Consider the following 17,436-nt stretch of genomic DNA (forward strand, 5'->3'; position numbering starts at 1 on the left):
GGTAATACGTTGGGTATCGCCGGGCTACCCGGCGCGACCTCGGCGGCCAGCCCCCCTGCATCTTGCTCGGGCGACCCAGCCTTGCGCGGTCGAGAGCGGCACGCGGCCCAGCTCCCCCATGCGCGCGGTCGGGTTCGTATCGCCGACCAAGGCCGCTTCCGGGTAGGGCTCGCGAACGTGAACCAGAAGCTCACCGAGCACGATGAGCACCAGCGCGGCTGACGCACGTTCCTGCACGACAGCCTGCGACTCCATCACCAAAGAAGAGGAGCTGCGCTCACAGCTCGCGGAACCGTTCACGAGGATCATCCGCGAGGGCATGCGCACCAATGCCGACAGCCACAACACAAGCAATGACCCTGGAGAAGCCAAAATGGCGTGTTCCTCTCAACTACTTCGCGGGTTGACGGTGAATGTGAGGGCAGGCAAGCCACACCGACAGGCGGGTGCCAAGCACACAGGAAAAGCCCCCGCGCGGCGAAGTCATGCTGCGACCTGCGAGGCTGGCCGCGTGCTTGGCACCCGGTTGATGGCGGGGCTAGGTTGTGAGAACTTTCAAAGCGGGCACGCGAGAAGCGGAAAATGCTCGAAGCTCGATGTTGTCGGTGCGCCCCGCAGTATGCGTCCATTCATGCGTATCGCTTTCGGTGCTTCGTTGATTGGCGGAGCTGCTATCAGTGTAGTCTGTGGTTATGCAAGCTGAGGATGAGCCAGAGAGCTTTGTTGCCGAGCTGTACGAGGAAGATCCCTGGGCGGCTCTCACCCGCTGGGGAATCGTCTGGCGGGTCACGCTCTCGCTCACAGGAGTCGGGATCGCTACCGTGTGCCTCTTATCGCTGCTTGCGATCCTGAATGGGAACTTGCCCACGGGCACGTTCATGCTCGCAATGAGTTACGGTCCTGGGTTCCTACTACTCGGCTTTGTCGTCTCCCTGGTGTTCGGAACGTGGCTAAGGCTCTTCCCTTGGTTCGTACAGGCCTTGCTATTCGGGACGATGCTCGCGGCGGTCATGGTGGTGCTGTTCGCTTTTCTCTGGGCCGTAGGAGCCATCATTGAACCCTGTGAGCCGGGTCAGTATTGCGAAAATGGCCCCGGCATGATCACCGCAGGAGTCTTTGCATTCGCGGTCCCAGCGTTCGTGCAAGCCGCGATCGCCTATAGCTTGGCGATCGTGGCCACCAGGCTCCTCATGCGAAGCTGAACGCTGACAGCTCGGTGTCTAGCCGGATCAGAAGTCTCGCCACTCCTCGATGTAGGCCAACCGAGTCCCGCTTTCACCGCTACCGAGAAACACCTTGCGGATCACGTTTGCGCTCTCCGTAAACGTAGCCACAGAATCCACGAAGGCAAGCCCGGCATCATGAACGTATCCAGGAGCGGTCCCGCCCGTGCTGGTTTCGCGATAGTTGCTATTCAAGGTCAACTCTGAGGTCCCTCGAAGTTCGATAACAGCGTACGCACTTGCAGACTTCAGGGTCTTACTCGAACCGGATCGAAGCACCCGGGCATCATCAGGTAATGAAACCTGGGCTATGTCTTCGATCGCCCCCTGAGTGAGGCTTTTGCATTCTTGAGAGTTGACTGGGAGACAAGAACCGCGTTCAGTCGGCGTGTACACGATGAAGTTCCAGGCGAGGCTCACTGCCCCAAGCAGTGCGAGGATCGCGGCGGCAGAAAGCGTCAAGGCGATCAGCGCCTTCGACCGGTTGAGAGGCCGACGCGCAATCGTCGTCTCTACGAGATGCATGTCCTCACCCATCTCGGTACTATAACAACCTCATATGCGGTGAAGGCTCCCACATGGGAAGCGGGTCGATTCTCGCGGAAAATGCTCGACGGGGAAACCTAGAGCAGATCTTCTGGTTGTTTACCCTATCCAGAGCAGGTCACCTGGGCGGACGTGCAGGACATGCTCACCGCCCGCCGTAACGCGGAACGTTCGCGAGTACATGATCACTATCTCAAGGGCAGCGTGTTCTGCATCGCGTGCGGACGCAGGCTGATCGCACAGAACACGAAATCGAAGAGTGTACGCATCTACCAGCACTTCGTCTGCACCAAACGCCCCTCACGCTTACCCCGAAACGCCGGCAACGCATCCAGGAGGTGGCATTCGCATCCCTGCACCGCGTGCTCGCCCTCCGGGAGGAACAGGTCGAGCAGTTGGAACGCGAAGCGGAAGACATCACCGAGAAGCAGGACAAGCTCATCGGTGTCTACTACGAGAATGTCATCTCGAAGGAACTCTTTGAACGCGAGCAACAACGTCTCTGCATCCTACTCACACAAGTCGAACGAAAACTCGCCGTCGCCATCATCGTCCGAACCTCGGCTACACAGCGTATTCAAGAATCACTTGAGCTTTTGCAGGATGTGCAAGCCACCTACGAGGCAGCAACCTCCAGAAATCAAGAAACAACTCAATCAGGCGATATTCGCAAGAATCTTGCTTGGCTTCGGTGAAATCCGGACCGATGTGAATGAGCCTTATCAAAAGCTGGTCGACGCTCACACAATCGTGGAGACAGAGTAGAAGTAACGTTGCCGTCACGCTATTCCCAACACAATAGCGAGTTCCCACGCGAGGTTAGAGCCTCAAAGAACTTTTGATAAGACTAGTTTGGTGGCACTGTTCTCCTGCAAGACAGAAAAATTACAACACCTAAGCGAGCATCTTTTAGCGATACCCTCAAGCCAGAACGATGAGGTCTCTGGCCAACCTGACCCTTACTATGAGGCATCCGAGCATAAGCGTCAATACCGAGTTGTCACCAAAGGTGAAGCAACAGAGATAATCGCGGCTTACCAAGCTGGTGAATCGACCGGAAGCATCGCGAAGCGGCTCGGACGCAGCCGAAACGGCGTCGGTCTCGTGCTCAAGCGCCACGGGGTAGAAATGAGGACCTTCTCCCCCAGCGAGACCGTAGTGAAGCAGATGGTCGAGATGTATGAGCTCGGCCAATCACTCGCCACCATCGGGAAGCGCTACAGCATCTCACCCACGACAGTGTCGCTGCATCTGCGGAAGCAGGGCGTGAAAATTCGAACCCGTTAGTCGCGAAGCCGATCCATGAACGAATCGATCCGTTTCAGTATGTACGCATCTTCGCCTTCTTCGTCGATCTCACCAGACTCGAGAAGCTCTTCACGTTTGAGGTGATGCGCAAGCAGCAGTGTGGCTCGTGCGAGCTGCTTCATATCTATCTCGGGCCGCATGATCGGTCGCACCGAATGATGACTCATACCTTTGAAGTTGCGTTTAGCTACTGGGGCTTTTGCTTTTGCCTTCGCCTTCTGGTTCGCCGGGCTGGGCCGGATCGCCTTCCTGATCGCTTTCGATAACTTCTGTGCACAGCGATGCAGATCTTTCGGATCATAGTGAATCGAGTACTGAACGCAGCCGCGCTCGAGGGTAGCTAGCAGTTGCTTCCAAGCACGGCCAGCCTGCTGCGTAAGTGGTGAATCGTTACGGTTCACGGTGGTGCGAGTTGAGACTACTTCTGCGTCGTCACCGTAGTTCAATGTTTGGTAATACTGGTGCAGCTGGAGCTGCTCCATGGGCTCAAGTGCACTGAATAGTGACCGCAGGATCTGATCTTCCCAGAGCAGTACAAGGAAGTGATGACGTTTAAGGAAATCCTGATTCGTCAAACGCGGCATGTATGCATATGACTATGAATTAGAAGGCATCAAGCGTCAATAGCAGTTTCTTCGCCCTCAGCTACAGTTTGGGTTTGCGCTTGACCAAGATATTCAGAAACTCGCTTCAGTAAGGGAGCGGCAGGTGAATCTCTATATAGGCCATCCTCAATTACTTCTCGCAGCCAGGCGGCTTTGTTACTCTGACCCACACTTGAATGGAGTCGCTCCAGCTCGCCTTGTTCAAGTACGAAAACGCCTAGGGTCTCGAGCTGCCCGGTCAAGCTAATAAAAGCCTGTGCTGCACCACCCGAAAGCATCGAACGTCCACTATTTTTGAATTCTTTCCAGCCACTCTTCCTCGAGATAATCCCCTGAATCCGACCGACTTCCCCACCGCTGAGAGTGGAAACGTTTTTGCCTTCAAGAATCTCAAGAATCTGCGCTTTTACTGCGGTCCTGCTTGGCGACTCCGATCGTCCGCCGACTGCGTTCACGACGATATTCCTCAACGGCTCAATTACTGACCGGTCGCCACCAACGACCTCAACAAGCCTCCAAAATTCGTTGTCGTTCTGAAGAATGTCGATGTCAAAAATTGCCACAACCGGAACTGCAGTCTGCTTGAACGTCTTAATTGCCTGTGCAATACGAGCCTTCCCACTTGAGTGAGTAAAGTGGGCCTCCTGGATGTAGCCGTACTCATCAGAAGGAAGTTCATCGACAGTAGCTCGATAATAGGTACAGTCCGAATCTGCTTCGCAGAGCACCACTCCAGTGGAGAACAAGCCGTTGAGCATGTCGTAATGCTTCATAAGCGGATCTTCATACAGCTCACGAACTGCACTCGCCGGAAGCTGCGCTACGTGGTTTCGATCCTGATCTCGCGTAAGCCGAGCAATGGAGATGCGAGTATCGCCACTAACCGTAGAGGTTAGACCTGCAATCACGTCTTCACTATGCGTAGCGATAATTACCTGCACACCAGTGCCCTGCTTTGCAAAATCTGCAAGGAATCTTCCAAACATTCGTGCCTGCGGAGGATGCAAGAAGGCTTCCGGCTCATCAATTAGGACCAATGGGGTCTGACTCGTGATAATCGACATCACCATTCCAACGAATGCACGCATGCCATCTCCTTGGTCATGCATAAGCGGGAGACTGTTAATCTCCGCCTGATATTCAGCCGACTGCGGGCTCGGCCCTTCCTCAGCAGCAACTCGCCCAGCATGAAGATTGATCGACCCGCCTGCGTAGCGATTTACCACTACTCCGGTCTTGAATGCTTCAGATGAAAGGTCATTCAGTCTTTGCTCAAGTTCCCGCTTCGAAAAGAGAATCTGTAGAGGCATGCTCGGAAGCTCGTTATAGGTGTTGATGGCGGGAGCGTTATTCGTCAGCCCAAGCCGTTCTTCCGCGTTTAGATAACGCAATTGAAATTGCGAGAGACGACCACCCAAGGAAGTCCCAGTGGACCACAACTGCTGCAAATCCGTCAACTCAACATAAGCACTTCCGTTGAAGACAACGTGCGGATTCATAACCATTCCGTAGTTATAGTGCCCCGGCTCCCTGCGCCCATATGCTGCGACCAAGTCATTGAAGTAGTCGTCGGGCGAACCTTCAAATACAAGGACTGCGCGATCGATCACTTTTCGGCTCAAGGCTTCGAGATGATATGGCTCTGAGGATAGATAGTCCCTCACCTCACGAAGCAATGAACTCTTGCCAGTATTGTTCGGTCCGACGATCGCTGTCACCCCATCAGAGACCTCGACTGTATCTCCCGACCTGAGAACGACCTGCTTCAGACTGATTCGATTACTCATACTGACTTGATTATGACAGGAACCACAAATGGGTCAAATGTTGTTATCTGCACAACCCCATCGGTACATCACGACAGGGGTCAGGGAGATTCATAAAATACGTACCTATCGCCGTACCGAACAAAATGCCAACAGAGGTAAGAGGAATTAATTCGAACAAGAACAGTCAGCTCGGTACGGAACTTACTACTAAAAAAGACCCCATCGGGGGCCTTGACCTCTAGTAAATACCTGCGATAATGATAACCATTATCGTTTTGGTGGCACTGTTCTCCTGCAAGACAGAAAAGTTACAACGCCTAAGCGAGTACCTTCGAGCGATACCCTCAAGCCAGAACGATGAGGTCTCTGGCCGACCTGCCCCTTACTATGAGGCATCCGAGCATAAGCGTCAACACCGGATTGTCACCAAAGGTGAAGCAACAGAGATCATCACGGCTTACAAAGCTGGCGAATCAACCGGAAGCATCGCGAAACGTATCGGTCGCAGTCGGAACGGAGTCGGCCTCGTGCTCAAGCGCCACAGGGTAGAAATGAGGACCTTCTCCCCCACCGAGACCGTAGTAAAGCAGATGGTCGAGATGTATGAGCTTGGCCAATCTCTGGCGACGATCGGGAGTCGCTATGACGTGTCGCCCACAACGGTGTCGAAGTATCTTCGCAAGCACGGAGTGAAGATACGGACACGATAGCCCTGATTGCACCTGCTAAATCGGACGCCTCCTACCTGGCCGCGATTTGTTCCCAGTCGACGTTTTTGAACCACTGGATCAATGCGTCTCCAGCGAGCGGATTGGCCCTCTCGAGGTACTTCAAGAACGGTGATGGAGCTTTGCCTTTAAGATCCCCTGCCCATGTAGGAACTGTTGCCGAATAGCTGACAATCGCTCCATGGCGCGCACGTGACAGCATCACCGAGAACACACGAGCTTCTTCAGCACGCTCCTCATCAGTAGTGCTCCTGAAATCCGGAAGCACTCCGTCTTCTGCTCCAACCACCATGGCCCAATCGAATTGTTGCCCCTTGCCGACATGCCCGGTAAGGAGGTGAATTCCCGGCAGGGTGATCAAAGTTGAGTCGTCACCAACTCGGATTCGGCCACGTATTTCTGCTGGGGATACACCCTCCCGCAGGAGATCGCCACACCAGCTCAATGCGTCTGCCAAGTTCTTCCGGCTGTCGGTTTCGAGGAGCGATTCAAGCCCAGATATCTGGCGTAAGAACGCTGGCTTATCCATGGCCTTTTGATACCCGTTCAAGTCGAACTGGCTCAACATCGCACGCATCATTCGAGCGGTATCGGTATCGAGTACGCCATCATCCCAGCGCATGAACTCGGTACCACGTTTCGTCAGAACTTCTTCAATAAAGCGACGGCGGCCAGCAGTACGCGCCATAATGCCGATTCGCTGCGTGGCCGAGTGATTGAGAATTGCCTCTGCGATCGACACCACCCAGTTTGCTTCTGCTTGCACATCTTCGAATGCTGCTATCCCCAGCATCCCTCCACTGGGCCAGGACTCGGGCGCGGCTGCGGTTAGTTCAACGCCATTAGTAAGTGGAGCGAGAGCGTTGACGGCTGCAAGGACTGCTGGAGATGATCGATGTGAGTCAGCAAACGTAATCTTTTCTGAGCATTCCGTCTCGATTGCCGCACTGACCTCTAGAGGTTTTGCTCCCGTGAAGCTATAGATACCCTGAGCGAGATCACCGGCGAATGTTGTGCGCTTGTACCCGATGCGATTTACGATTCGAAGTTGTTGTGGTGTGAGGTCTTGAAACTCATCCACGATGACTGCACCGAAGTGCGCTCGGTAAAGTCGTGCGACGGTGTCGTTAGCGAGAATGAGTTCAGCCAAACGAGGCAAATCCTCATAGGCGAGCAGGCTGTTTGCCACTCGTTCCCTTTCGATTTCGAGCGCATCGGTTTCGCGCTGTGCAACGAGGAACGCATCAACCTCTGCATCAGTTCGTGGCTCCAACTTTGCGTCTCGGAGGGCTTCCTTCACCCGACCTGTGAGATTAAAGTCGAGGTCACGTTTTTGGCAGGCATCGCCCGTAACGTCTCGCTCTGGAATCGGAAGGTCTGCTGACAGTCCGATAACGTTTGCATGAGCTCGAATGATTCGTGCGGACAGGCCATGGAAATTGACTACCCAGACTCGGTCTCGTAGTTGAGTCGGGCCAACGTAGCTCTTGAGTCGTTCGCGGATGTTATCCCGCGCGCGGTTAGAAAAGGTTACGACGAGAATCTTCCGTGGTGCAGTAACATCCCCACGCTCCAACATGCCCTGTACCCGGAGCGCGAGCGCCTCGGTCTTTCCGCATCCAGCAGGAGCAACAACCAACAGGTCAGGCTCAGCATGATCACGGATCTGAGCTTGTGCAACGGTAGGGGTAATCACGCCTAGCTCACCACAATTTCACTCAGCAGGTTCTCGATGCTCGTGATCTTGACTGCGCTTTCTACCGTAAGAATGTTGGTGATCGACAGGGCAGCGCGTACCTTGAAGTCAGCGTTTCTTCGGCAGAATGCTGCAACGTCTTCCGCAGTTCGCTTCTTGTCTTCCCCAGTAGATTCGCAGAACTGAAGCTGGTTTTTCGTGAACTGCTTACTCGTCGTGAGTGCGTTCCAGACCGCATCAACACCTAGCGCCGCAACGTATTCATCTTCAAGATCTTTCCGAGATACCCATACCGAATTGGAAGCAAGGTCTTCAACCTTCAAGCCGAGCTTCTTGGCCGTCGACTCCTCAGCGTCTTCATCCACAAGCACTGAGAGTCGGATGTTGAAACCAGACTCGCCGAAGAGCTTTTCGATCGGAGCCATTTCGTTGGCACCACCCGCCTCAACAACAGACGCCCCGAGACGATCGAGATCTCGGCCTGTCACCTCCGCAGCGCGTTCAAGGATGATCCGGTCAGAGATGCCTTCGACCGCAATCACTCTCTTTGAAGTGAGCGGCTCAAGACGATCACGTACCCACCAGCGCACGCGCATTTTTTCGTCATCAGAGAGGAAATCCTCCTTAGGCTGCACCAATTCGCCACCGTGACGCACGACCACGACTGACCCAGGATCGAACGCGCTCACAATGTCAGGAGAATGGGTTGCCAGAATCTTCTGGCTGGCGCTCGAACGAAGGAGCCGCGCAAGGCTTCGCTGCGAGGTCGGATGCAGGTGGATCTCCGGCTCGTCGATCGCAACAATATTCGCCCCAACGCTCATCAGGTCGTATAGAGCAATTGCATAGAGCGCCCGTGTGCCGTCGGACTGTTCCGAGAGGTTATGAGTCTCGCCACTCTTGATCACTTGAAGTCGCACATCAGACAACGGGTCATCGTCAGCCGAGGCGCCACTGACGAATGACAAGTGATCAGCATCGACCTTTTCAGGGAGTGCTTTTGACAGCTGCCCAGCGAGTTGTGAGCGAAGATCGCTAAGAAGCGGAGATTCGTTCAGCCGGGTCTGAAAGTCCGCGGCCAGACTTGTAAATGATACCTGCTCATCACCAAGCTCAAGTGCCTCGAGCATGTCGTCGACAGCGCTACGACGATCCTCACGTAGGTCGCGAGATTGCGCAGTAGCGCCGAGGAATTTCCATCCCAACCTAGCGATTTGCTCACGAGAAAGCTGTCTGTTTGTGCCGCCAGAAGGTGCGAATCGCTGGATCGTGACGGAGCCCTTTTCATCCGCTTCGACCCGAAGCTGCACCGTCAGCGTTGCAGTGTCTGAAACGGGATCAACTTTGATCTCGTCTGGGAAGAATGCCCCTTCTTCGTCCTTATCGAAGTCGGTGAGCTCGACCTCCACAATGAGCGGATCGCTGTCTTTGCGTAGATCCTCAACACTCAAGTTCGCATACAGTTGCGCCATGCTTGCGCCGAGGGTGAGGTCAAGCATCCGCAGAAGCGAAGACTTGCCAACGTCGTTAGCGCCGACAAGAACGAGATGCTCGCGCACCTCAATCTCCCGATCCTGGAGTCGGCCGTAATTCTCAAACTTGATGTTGCTCAGTCGCATTGCATGATCTCCTGCACGAAGTGCTACTTAAAGAGGAGTTAGCAACAGCATCAGAATGCATGGTGCCGTATCCTCTTTTGCGTACCTACACGTTTAGCTATTTCTTGGTTATGTGTCTACCGTATCGGTGACTACCGATATTCTTTAGCGCTGACGCTCAAGAAGCGGATCTGGGCGGCCTAACCTTCTTACCGTTACGAATCCGTGGACAGGCTTTGTCCGAATGGCGTAATTGTTCTTATGCCTCTTCGTGTGGCCCCAGGAATCGATCACCATTGAGGTGAATCATGTGAGTCGGATCGGAGGCGCACCATGCTTCGGTTTCCCATGCGAGGTCAGCGAGGAATCTCCTCATGACGGCGCGGTCGGGGAAACAAGAAACATAAACCAGACCAGCAGTAGACCCAGCAAACAAAGCGCTCAGCTCACCGTGCCGCTTCGCATCAACCGGCCCATGTGTCGACGCAGCTTCCATAAGGAAGAGCCAATTCTTCTCCTCTTGGTAGACGACCAAGTCCGGAAGCTTGCCGTGGGTGTCTACGAAAACTCCGAGGTCGGCCAGTTTCTGCTCATCGAAGTGCATGAGCTTGTCGTCAGCATCACCGATATAAAGCACCTCACCACCGGGAATGAAGTAAGCACAGAAATCATCGATCATCTGCTTGATAAGCACGTTTTGCCCACCTGCGCCAAGGGTCAACTCCATACCGCCAGGCAATGCCACGGGAATACGTGCCATCTCTCGTTCGGCACGATACATGGTGAGGAGCCCTGGCAACTTTTCGAGGTAGAAGTCGACTTTCTTCTGAAAGCCCTCGGTGCCGTATGAATGAAGCACCTCGAGCGCGTTATCCGTCAGTTTGTAGTTGTTATGAGACGAGTTCGTCGGACGCTCAGGGTCATCCTCGTTGAGTATGACTAAGCCTGCATCTCGGAACTGATGCAGCGTCTGGCGGCGATATGTCTCACGAGTGTTCTCCGCAACCGGGAAGTCGAGTTCTTCTCTAATCCAGTCCAGGATGGCGCGTACTCCAAGCCGAGGATTCACCGCATCGATCCATAAACTCTGCTCTGACAACTGTGCCAACGCAAGCAGCGTCCTCGCACTACGTTCATTAGAACGACCAGCGTCAAAGCCAAGCGTTTTCAGAATCTCTCGCGCTTCTTCTAAACGGGTCATGCCGCTACTCCTACTCGAGCAAGAACTCTTTCGACTGCTGCATCCAGATCGTCTTGTGAATTTCTATCGATGACTGCGAGTTCCTTCAACTGTTCTAACGAGGGGAAACGCATCTGCCTGAGGTCAGTCGCATTCACCTGGGTGTGGCCGGAAAATACTCGGAAGTATTTATCGAGTTGAGATGAGTTCAGGAAGATTGTGAGGCCGCGCGCCACGTCAGGGTCGATTCCTGCCCCGCTCTTATGGACAAAGTTCAGCTTATTGTCGAACGCGGCTGCCCTAGCGGATTGCCAGACAGCGGCGACTACTCGTCGCCGCTCTTCCTTCGCGGAGAACCGCTTGATCAGAACATACGTGCCAGCAGGTACTAGCAGCTTTGACTCACGAACCGCGTCGGTGTGGAACCACTCTGGTTTCTTAGTTCCGACGGGGTGATGCGCCTCGCCTTGCTTTATGTGACTCGCGTTTACCATCGGCCAGGAACCTTCAACTGGCTCCATAAAGAGCATGTCTCGTGACCTGAAATCGACAACTCTTCCCGTCGAGACCGTAAGGCCGAGGTCGCTCAATGTGCAATGGGCGTTCTGCTGCATCCAGGCAACCGCTGCTGCATCGGCTTCGGTTGCTGGAACATGGATAAAGTCATCAGTCACGACATCGGTGTATGGCACCGTTCGGCAACTCGCCTCAGCGCAGTGATCGTGTGAGGTGTAGACCGAAATAGCGTCAGCGTGACGCCCCTTCGTAGAGGACACGACAATCGCTTCTTGCAGGACCCCAGTATCTCCGAACACCTTTGAGCGACTTTCGAAAGTGTGAATGGCATCGATCCCCGCCAGCTTCACGAACTCATGTCGGAAATTCGCGTAGTAGGTGCCGTTCATCCACGAGCGGGGCGTAATCGCAACCTGCTGACCGCCGTCGTCGAGAAGGCGGATGCCGAGCGCCAAGAATGCGGCGTAGATATTAGGAACATCAATACCTGCCATTCGGAGCAATCGCTGTGACTCGCTTCCCGTAGGCAACTTCGCATACGGCGGGTTCTGGATCACCAAATCAAACTGTTGCGTCGTTGAAAGTGCCCACGATAGAAAGTCGGAGCTCACGAGCTCAGTAGTGATATTTCCAAGCGACTCTATATCCGAAAGAGTCTCGCTCAGTAATGGATTCTGCGTCTCGTCAACCTCGACAGCAGTCACATGGATGACCAAGTCGGGGCGGTCCGACAGCAGACGGTCAATGAGAGCCGCCGACAGCATGCCGCTTCCAGCGCCAGGATCAAGAATGCGAACGGAGGTTCCCGATGGCAGCTTTGGCAGGCTAGCGATAATGATCGCGGCCTGGTATGGCGTGAAGTATTGTCCAAGCGCCGCTTGGCTATCCGCAGCAATGGATGCCAGTGCAGCCGTTCGTCGTGCTTCTGCACGGTCAATGAGACTCATATCAGCAGAGTACCGAATGCCACCGACTTCTTGCCCGTCGGCACTCCTGCGACGGCCGGAAACTAGAACAGCACCGAGAAAATTCGGCGAGATCTGATTCAGTGCTGGACTCAATAATTGGCTCTGCATCTAACCTAATTTTCTCACGAACAGGGATTTTATTAAAATATAGCGCGTGAATGTCGGTGGCTGAGGAGATCATTAACGTATGACCGAACTAGCATTCATGACGATTTTCGATCAGGTAAATGGCGGTCTTTACAAGACGGAGGGCAGCCAGCGCATCCGAGACTGGATCGGGGCAACTCCCGCATACCTCTTTTACGCAGAGAAAGAAGAACACGTCACTGCCAAGAGCCACCGACTGGAACATGACCTCACCGAGCACCTGGAGGTTCCAAGGATCAAATCGATCAGGGCAACGTACGCAGACCTTCGGCACGCTGAGTGAAAGAAACTCGACGCCACGTTGCTCGCCTTCATCCCGTTCAAGGAAGTCGAAGTTGAGGCCATCCGACAGGTTGTCGAGGACGGAACCTTTGAGAAGGTCGTCGTGATCATCTCTACGGAGAGCAGTGTCCTGCGCGCAATGCTTCGGGGCTTCGAATCCACCAGCCTCGGCGCTAATGAGAAAGATACTCCCTCGGACCCGCTTCTCGCGGAAGCAGCACGCATGATGGTAAATGAGGAGTACAACGGTCTCGGAAGCGGCAATGATAAGGGCGCTGTTCTTGGTCTCATTCACGCATTCCGAGATGCCGGAGTATCTGCGAGCAAAGACGACTGGCTCGCGGCCTACTTCGCAGCCGGTGGCAAAGTCAGGCACGCTGAAACCGTTGCGAAGTATTTGGATGAAATCGCGAAGGGTACGAAGCATCGCTATGAGTCGTGCTTTGACTCCAAGATCGTAAAGGTTCTCACGGAGCGTCTTGAGCGTAAAGCTGTTGAGGAAGTTGGCAGCGACTAACCGCCATCTATCTCAGGAGCTGTGTGCGCCGTACGGACTCCACCCGTGCAGATACGGCTTGAGATCGTCTGACTTCGACGGAGGGATCTGCGGTACAAGCTTCTCGGGTGAAGAAAGTGGGTCGTGTCGACGCATAGTCGCCTCTACCTCGGAGAGGAACTTGCTGGCAGCGAAGCGTTGCTCCGATGGCAAGTCAGAGATGGCATCCTCGGCGCGAACAAGGAAGTCTCGGAATCGCTGAAACCGTTCGTCTTGCTCGGCAAGCGTCACGAAATGTTTCCACCGCTCGGCAATGTAGTACTCCGCTTTGACGTTCTCCATGGCGGCTTCCCAATCGCACTGCTTCTTCTCTTCTGCCAGCTGCTCAAGTCGTGCATGTTCGGCTTGCTCGAGCAACCACGTCTCGAAGCGCATAAACGCTTCAGGGAGCCTTTCTTCGAGTGTGGTTCCACGAGCATCACCAACGGGGGTTTCGCCATAACCGCCGAGCGGTATGCCCTGCGTGATCTGAAGGCGTCCAGTGCTTATGAACTCCCACCCACGGCGACCTATCCATGAGGGCAGTCGGTCGATCTGCTACCAGCTCAGGCCGAGGTCTCGGAACTTCTTTGCTCCCGTTCCTGCCGCCTCCTTGATCTCAATGCCGTAGTAGCCATAGTCGGTGTCGAACCAGAGATTGCCGTGTTCAGCGGCGTTAGCGGTGCGGTAGCGGCGATCGTCAGGCTTCTTCGACGGAGCAACGATCTCAATGCCACGGCGCTCGGCTTCTGATGCGATGGCTTGCAAGATCCGGGCAGCTCTAGGGACATGCTCTTTAGCGACGTACTGCCACTGTTTGTTACTTTTGACCGCCGGGTGATAACGCCCTACCCTTTCCGGCACCGGGACTGGCTGTTCCGTGACGAAGTCGCGGAAGTAGTTGGTGAAGTAAATCTTCTCTTCGGTGCTGCCATAGCCACCGATGCGTCGCGAGGTGAGCTGCTTTCCATGTGGGCAGTTCTTCGCTTTGAGTGCAACCGCGATGTAGCGCTGGGGCTTACGAGGGCCAATGTCGAGATCTGTGCTGAGGAGTTCTTCATTCTCTGCTTTAAGGAGCTGCCCAATAAGTTCCTCGGCAGCAACAAGTTCTCGGGCAGCGAGCTCGGCGGCAGACGGCTTCTTCGGGGCTTTCCGAGCCTGCTTCGGCGTCTTCGCTTGTTGCTGAGATGGTATGGCTCCCACTTGGGCAAGTTTCTGCTGCGTAGCCCGGACAGCATCGTCAGCTTCGGTGCAAGCTGGCCAGGCCTTGCCCCGATCTGTAGGGACAGCTTTCCACGTTTTCCCATGACCGCTCACCTGCACGAGGCCACGAGACTGGAGTGCTTTAGCTGAGATGCGGTGGGAGAAAGTATCGGTTGGATAGACACCGTCTGGGCAGCTGTTCTTGATCCAGTTCAGGAGTGCAATCTGTGCATCGTTTAATTCGATGGTGCTTCGTTTTTCTTCTGCCACGGCTGCTCCTTCTTGGTGATGCGCACCTCTTTGCATAGAGATTTGAGGCTTAGCCCAATCTTGCTCCTGGCTCATCGTAAGCGCCAGAATCCTAGGCAAGAACCTTACTAAGGAACGCAAGCAAGTCAACGCCCAGAATCTCTTGGCGGATTATTAAGTCGCTCTGTAGCTCTCGACGGTGTTAATGAACGCAGCCAGCTCATGGCAGAAGCGTCCTCATGTCCAAGTTCGGATCCACTGCTTTAAGCTCTGAACATGGAGATGTACTCAGATGCGATCACGACGGTCGGGCTTGGTCGCGATTCTTCGGGCGCCGAGAAGGATGCAACGATCCAGGCTGTGATGGATCGGCGAGGTCTATCCCTTATAGCGAAGGGGCTGTTCACCCTGGTTGCCGAGCAAGCCGGAGAAGCCGTGAATCCGTTTGAGGATCTGTTGCAGCCTGCTGAGGTTGTCCATCGTGCGTTAGAGGAACTGATCGCTCTGAACCTCGTGGCGCGAATATAGGTCTAGCTCTGCGCTTAACGTCGGCTGCGATTCGCGCGAGGCAAAGCGCTGAGGATAGCAACAGCCAATAGCCCTGCAGCGGTGGCAGTGGTGCGCTTGTAGCGGCGGCACCCGTGTCTGGAGCGTTTGGAGCTTTGTTATCTGGAGTTGGGGTAGTTTCACCTGGAGTCTGGTTTTCAACCTGTGGGAAAGTGATTTTTCAGATGCGGTTGTTGCCGCTGTCCGTGACATAAACGTTGCCCGAAGTGTCGATGCTGATGCCAACCGGACCAGCAAATTTCGCCTGATCTGCAGATCCATCAGCGAAGCCGCCCATATCCGTGCCTGCAACGGTTGAAACCATGCCGTCTGGGGTGATCTTGCGGATGCGATTGTTGCTACTGTCTACGACGTAGAGGTTGCCTGTAGTGTCAACGGTGATGCCAAGCGGAGGGTCTGGTGCAGGTTTAGGTGACATTCAATGTGGCTAGTTTCTGCTGGCCTGGAAGGAAGAACCTATGCCCCCTCGTTACCCCAAAGAGTTTAGCGAGGACGTCGTGAGGATCGCGTTGGATCGCGGCCCGAGATCACACTCGCGCAAATCGCGAAAGACTTCGGAATCCACGTCGGCACGCTCGACAAATGGCTCCGAGAAGAACGCGTCGAACAGGGCCAGAAACCCGGTGTTACGCGTTCAGAGAATGCTGAGCTGCGTGAGCTTCGCAAACGGAACAAGCTTCTCGAACAAGAAGTCGAGGTGCTCCGTCGTGCGGCCGCGTATCTCTCGCAGGCGCACTTGCCGGGAAAGGCTCTACCCGCTCGTGAAAGAGCTCGCCTGTGACGGGATCCCCGTCCAGGTGTCGTGCCGGGTCTTGAAGCTTTCCCGCCAGCCTTACTACCGCTGGCTACGCAGCACAGTGACCGCGCGTGACCTCACGCAGGCGTATCGAGCGAACGTGCTCCACGACGCTCACCTTGAAGACCCCGAGTTCGAATATCGGTTCCTCGCCGACGAAGCGAAGACTCTCAGTGAAGTGATATGCGACCGGACTGCATGGCGGCGCTGACGAGACCAGGGCTGGTGGTCAGTGTTCGGGAAGAAGAAGGCACGAGGGAAGGGAAGAAAACCCGGGCCACCCGTGCACGACGACCTGGTACAACGAGGTTTTGCAGCAGCTGCGCCGAACGAGTTATGGCTTTCGGACATCACCGAGCATTGGACTGTTGAAGGCAAGCTCTACCTGTGCGCGGTGAAAGACGTGTGGTCGAACAGGATCGTGGGTTACTCCATCGACTCGCAAATGACCTCCTTGCTTGCGGTGACCGCGTTGAACACGCCGTGCTTCGTCGCGGTGATGTCGCGGGGTGTGTGCTGCACACGGGTCGTGGATCGCAGTTTCGAAGCCGGAAACTCCAGCGCGCGCTCACGGGTCGTGGGATGGCCGGTTCGATGGGTCGCGTCTGTGCTGCGGGCGACAACGCTGCGATGGAATCGTTCTTCAGCCTGCTCCAGAAGAACGTCCTGAACCGGAAGACTTGGGCCACCCGGGACGAGCTCCGATTAGCGATCGTGACGTGGATCGAGCGCACCTACCATCGATGCCGCAGACAGGTCAGGTTGGGGCGTTTGGCGCCGATCGAATACGAGACCATCATGAACAAACAGGTCGCACTCGCTGCCTGACCAAACTGTCACCTAAACGTGCACCAGACCCGTTTTAGTTATTTTGTTACCTGCTAGAGCATTATCGAGAGTGGCATATATTTTCTGAAACGTAACTACTGGAGGCGGTACCTTCAGGGAGATAAATTCTCGTATCACTCTGCTGCATCAGTGAACCTAGAGAGAAAGAGTTGTGTCTCTAGTGATAACGACCGTCTCTATTCCCGGTGTGTGTAATAGGTCGAGAGCACATGATTCTGTGCAGGCTATTAGAGTGGAACTTAGCCCAACATCAGTAACAAGCAACCATGCTCTATCCTGTGGCCATAAGAGGTGCGGCGTCTGTACATACTCGGCTGCTGGGCCTGGTGTGAGCCTTGTCCAAGGCGCTTTAGCAATCCAGCGCTGAGAGCAGAAGTCTAAAACAGACGCAGCAAAACAGACGTATGATCTGTCAGGAAGATTGGCTACTTCCAACACATCACTTGAGGAAAGTCGGCTGGGGTCGAATGAACTCGTTAAGCCATCCCAAACTGCTGCAACACCTTTGCTCCTCTTTCGTGTGTGCAATTTCAGAACATTCGAGATCCTCGAGAGATAAGAAGCCTGAAGCGTGCCTTCTAACGGAACGTCATATATCCAGCCGTCTGCGGCCTCGACACTTTCTTCACGTAACCCTAGAACATCAAATGCGCTCATCGCAGGTCTAAACT

Annotated in this window: 17 protein-coding genes and 1 pseudogene; 7 read left to right on the plus strand and 11 right to left on the minus strand. The window is 54.7% G+C overall.

Features of this window, described 5'->3' with window-relative positions:
• Positions 1-24: 24 nt before the first annotated feature.
• Positions 25-354, minus strand: a complete 330-nt coding sequence (locus tag KTJ78_RS03155; protein ID WP_217132506.1) for a hypothetical protein — start codon at positions 352-354, stop codon at positions 25-27.
• A 338-nt stretch (positions 355-692) separates the two neighbouring features.
• On the opposite strand from KTJ78_RS03155, the gene KTJ78_RS03160 reads away from it, so the two are divergent.
• Positions 693-1,202, plus strand: a complete 510-nt coding sequence (locus KTJ78_RS03160; protein WP_217132507.1) for a hypothetical protein — start codon at positions 693-695, stop codon at positions 1,200-1,202.
• A 27-nt stretch (positions 1,203-1,229) separates the two neighbouring features.
• On the opposite strand, the gene KTJ78_RS03165 is transcribed toward KTJ78_RS03160, so the two are convergent.
• A complete protein-coding gene (locus KTJ78_RS03165) occupies positions 1,230-1,760 on the minus strand; it encodes a hypothetical protein (RefSeq protein ID WP_217132508.1) in 531 nt (176 codons plus the stop codon).
• A gap of 347 nt (positions 1,761-2,107) precedes the next feature.
• Here KTJ78_RS03165 and KTJ78_RS03170 point away from each other — a divergent pair, with 347 nt between their 5' ends.
• Both KTJ78_RS03170 and KTJ78_RS03175 read left to right on the plus strand, forming a co-directional pair.
• The gene (locus tag KTJ78_RS03170) at positions 2,108-2,464 is read left to right on the plus strand and encodes a hypothetical protein (protein ID WP_217132509.1); all 357 of its coding nucleotides are present in this window, start codon (positions 2,108-2,110) and stop codon (positions 2,462-2,464) included.
• Positions 2,465-2,624: 160 nt separating this feature from the next.
• Positions 2,625-3,056, plus strand: coding sequence for a hypothetical protein (locus KTJ78_RS03175; protein WP_217132511.1), 432 nt, complete (start codon positions 2,625-2,627; stop codon positions 3,054-3,056).
• Here KTJ78_RS03175 and KTJ78_RS03180 read toward each other — a convergent pair.
• The 6 genes from KTJ78_RS03180 to KTJ78_RS03205 form a co-directional block, all read right to left on the minus strand.
• Positions 3,053-3,652, minus strand: coding sequence for a hypothetical protein (locus tag KTJ78_RS03180; protein WP_217132513.1), 600 nt, complete (start codon positions 3,650-3,652; stop codon positions 3,053-3,055). The two genes, KTJ78_RS03175 and KTJ78_RS03180, sit on opposite strands and share 4 nt — an antisense overlap.
• Before the next feature lie 38 nt (positions 3,653-3,690).
• Positions 3,691-5,469 (minus strand): ATP-dependent nuclease, encoded by a 1,779-nt coding sequence (locus KTJ78_RS03185; RefSeq protein ID WP_217132515.1) that lies wholly within the window; start codon positions 5,467-5,469, stop codon positions 3,691-3,693.
• Positions 5,470-6,192: 723 nt separating this feature from the next.
• Positions 6,193-7,875, minus strand: a complete 1,683-nt coding sequence (locus tag KTJ78_RS13850; RefSeq protein ID WP_217132517.1) for a UvrD-helicase domain-containing protein — start codon at positions 7,873-7,875, stop codon at positions 6,193-6,195.
• Between the two features lie 2 nt (positions 7,876-7,877).
• Positions 7,878-9,494, minus strand: coding sequence for an ATP-dependent nuclease (locus KTJ78_RS03195; protein ID WP_217132519.1), 1,617 nt, complete (start codon positions 9,492-9,494; stop codon positions 7,878-7,880).
• A gap of 238 nt (positions 9,495-9,732) precedes the next feature.
• Positions 9,733-10,674, minus strand: coding sequence for a BsuBI/PstI family type II restriction endonuclease (locus tag KTJ78_RS03200; RefSeq protein WP_217132521.1), 942 nt, complete (start codon positions 10,672-10,674; stop codon positions 9,733-9,735).
• Positions 10,671-12,116, minus strand: coding sequence for an Eco57I restriction-modification methylase domain-containing protein (locus tag KTJ78_RS03205; RefSeq protein WP_217132523.1), 1,446 nt, complete (start codon positions 12,114-12,116; stop codon positions 10,671-10,673). Before KTJ78_RS03205 ends, KTJ78_RS03200 begins: the two co-directional genes overlap by 4 nt.
• Positions 12,117-12,324: 208 nt before the next feature.
• Between KTJ78_RS03205 and KTJ78_RS03210 the strand changes: the two genes are divergently transcribed.
• Positions 12,325-12,567, plus strand: coding sequence for a hypothetical protein (locus tag KTJ78_RS03210; RefSeq protein ID WP_217132525.1), 243 nt, complete (start codon positions 12,325-12,327; stop codon positions 12,565-12,567).
• Positions 12,568-12,585: 18 nt separating this feature from the next.
• Complete coding sequence (locus KTJ78_RS03215; protein WP_217132527.1) at positions 12,586-13,083, plus strand: hypothetical protein; 498 nt, start codon at positions 12,586-12,588, stop codon at positions 13,081-13,083.
• Between the two features lie 12 nt (positions 13,084-13,095).
• Here KTJ78_RS03215 and KTJ78_RS03220 read toward each other — a convergent pair whose 3' ends face one another.
• Both KTJ78_RS03220 and KTJ78_RS03225 read right to left on the minus strand, forming a co-directional pair.
• The gene (locus tag KTJ78_RS03220; protein WP_217132530.1) at positions 13,096-13,497 is read right to left on the minus strand and encodes a hypothetical protein; all 402 of its coding nucleotides are present in this window, start codon (positions 13,495-13,497) and stop codon (positions 13,096-13,098) included.
• A 162-nt stretch (positions 13,498-13,659) separates the two neighbouring features.
• Entirely contained in the window at positions 13,660-14,649 is a 990-nt protein-coding gene (locus KTJ78_RS03225; protein WP_217132531.1) for a hypothetical protein, read from the minus strand.
• Between the two features lie 180 nt (positions 14,650-14,829).
• On the opposite strand from KTJ78_RS03225, the gene KTJ78_RS03230 reads away from it, so the two are divergent.
• Positions 14,830-15,081 (plus strand): hypothetical protein, encoded by a 252-nt coding sequence (locus KTJ78_RS03230; RefSeq protein ID WP_217132533.1) that lies wholly within the window; start codon positions 14,830-14,832, stop codon positions 15,079-15,081.
• Positions 15,082-15,280: 199 nt separating this feature from the next.
• On the opposite strand, the gene KTJ78_RS03235 is transcribed toward KTJ78_RS03230, so the two are convergent.
• The gene (locus tag KTJ78_RS03235; RefSeq protein WP_217132726.1) at positions 15,281-15,538 is read right to left on the minus strand and encodes an NHL repeat-containing protein; all 258 of its coding nucleotides are present in this window, start codon (positions 15,536-15,538) and stop codon (positions 15,281-15,283) included.
• A gap of 40 nt (positions 15,539-15,578) precedes the next feature.
• Here KTJ78_RS03235 and KTJ78_RS03240 point away from each other — a divergent pair.
• Positions 15,579-16,744 (plus strand): annotated as a pseudogene (locus KTJ78_RS03240) (IS3 family transposase).
• The last annotated feature ends 692 nt before the right edge of the window (positions 16,745-17,436 follow it).

The sequence above is a fragment of the Leucobacter chinensis genome, assembly GCF_019049105.1.
Lineage (GTDB): Bacteria > Actinomycetota > Actinomycetes > Actinomycetales > Microbacteriaceae > Leucobacter_A > Leucobacter_A chinensis.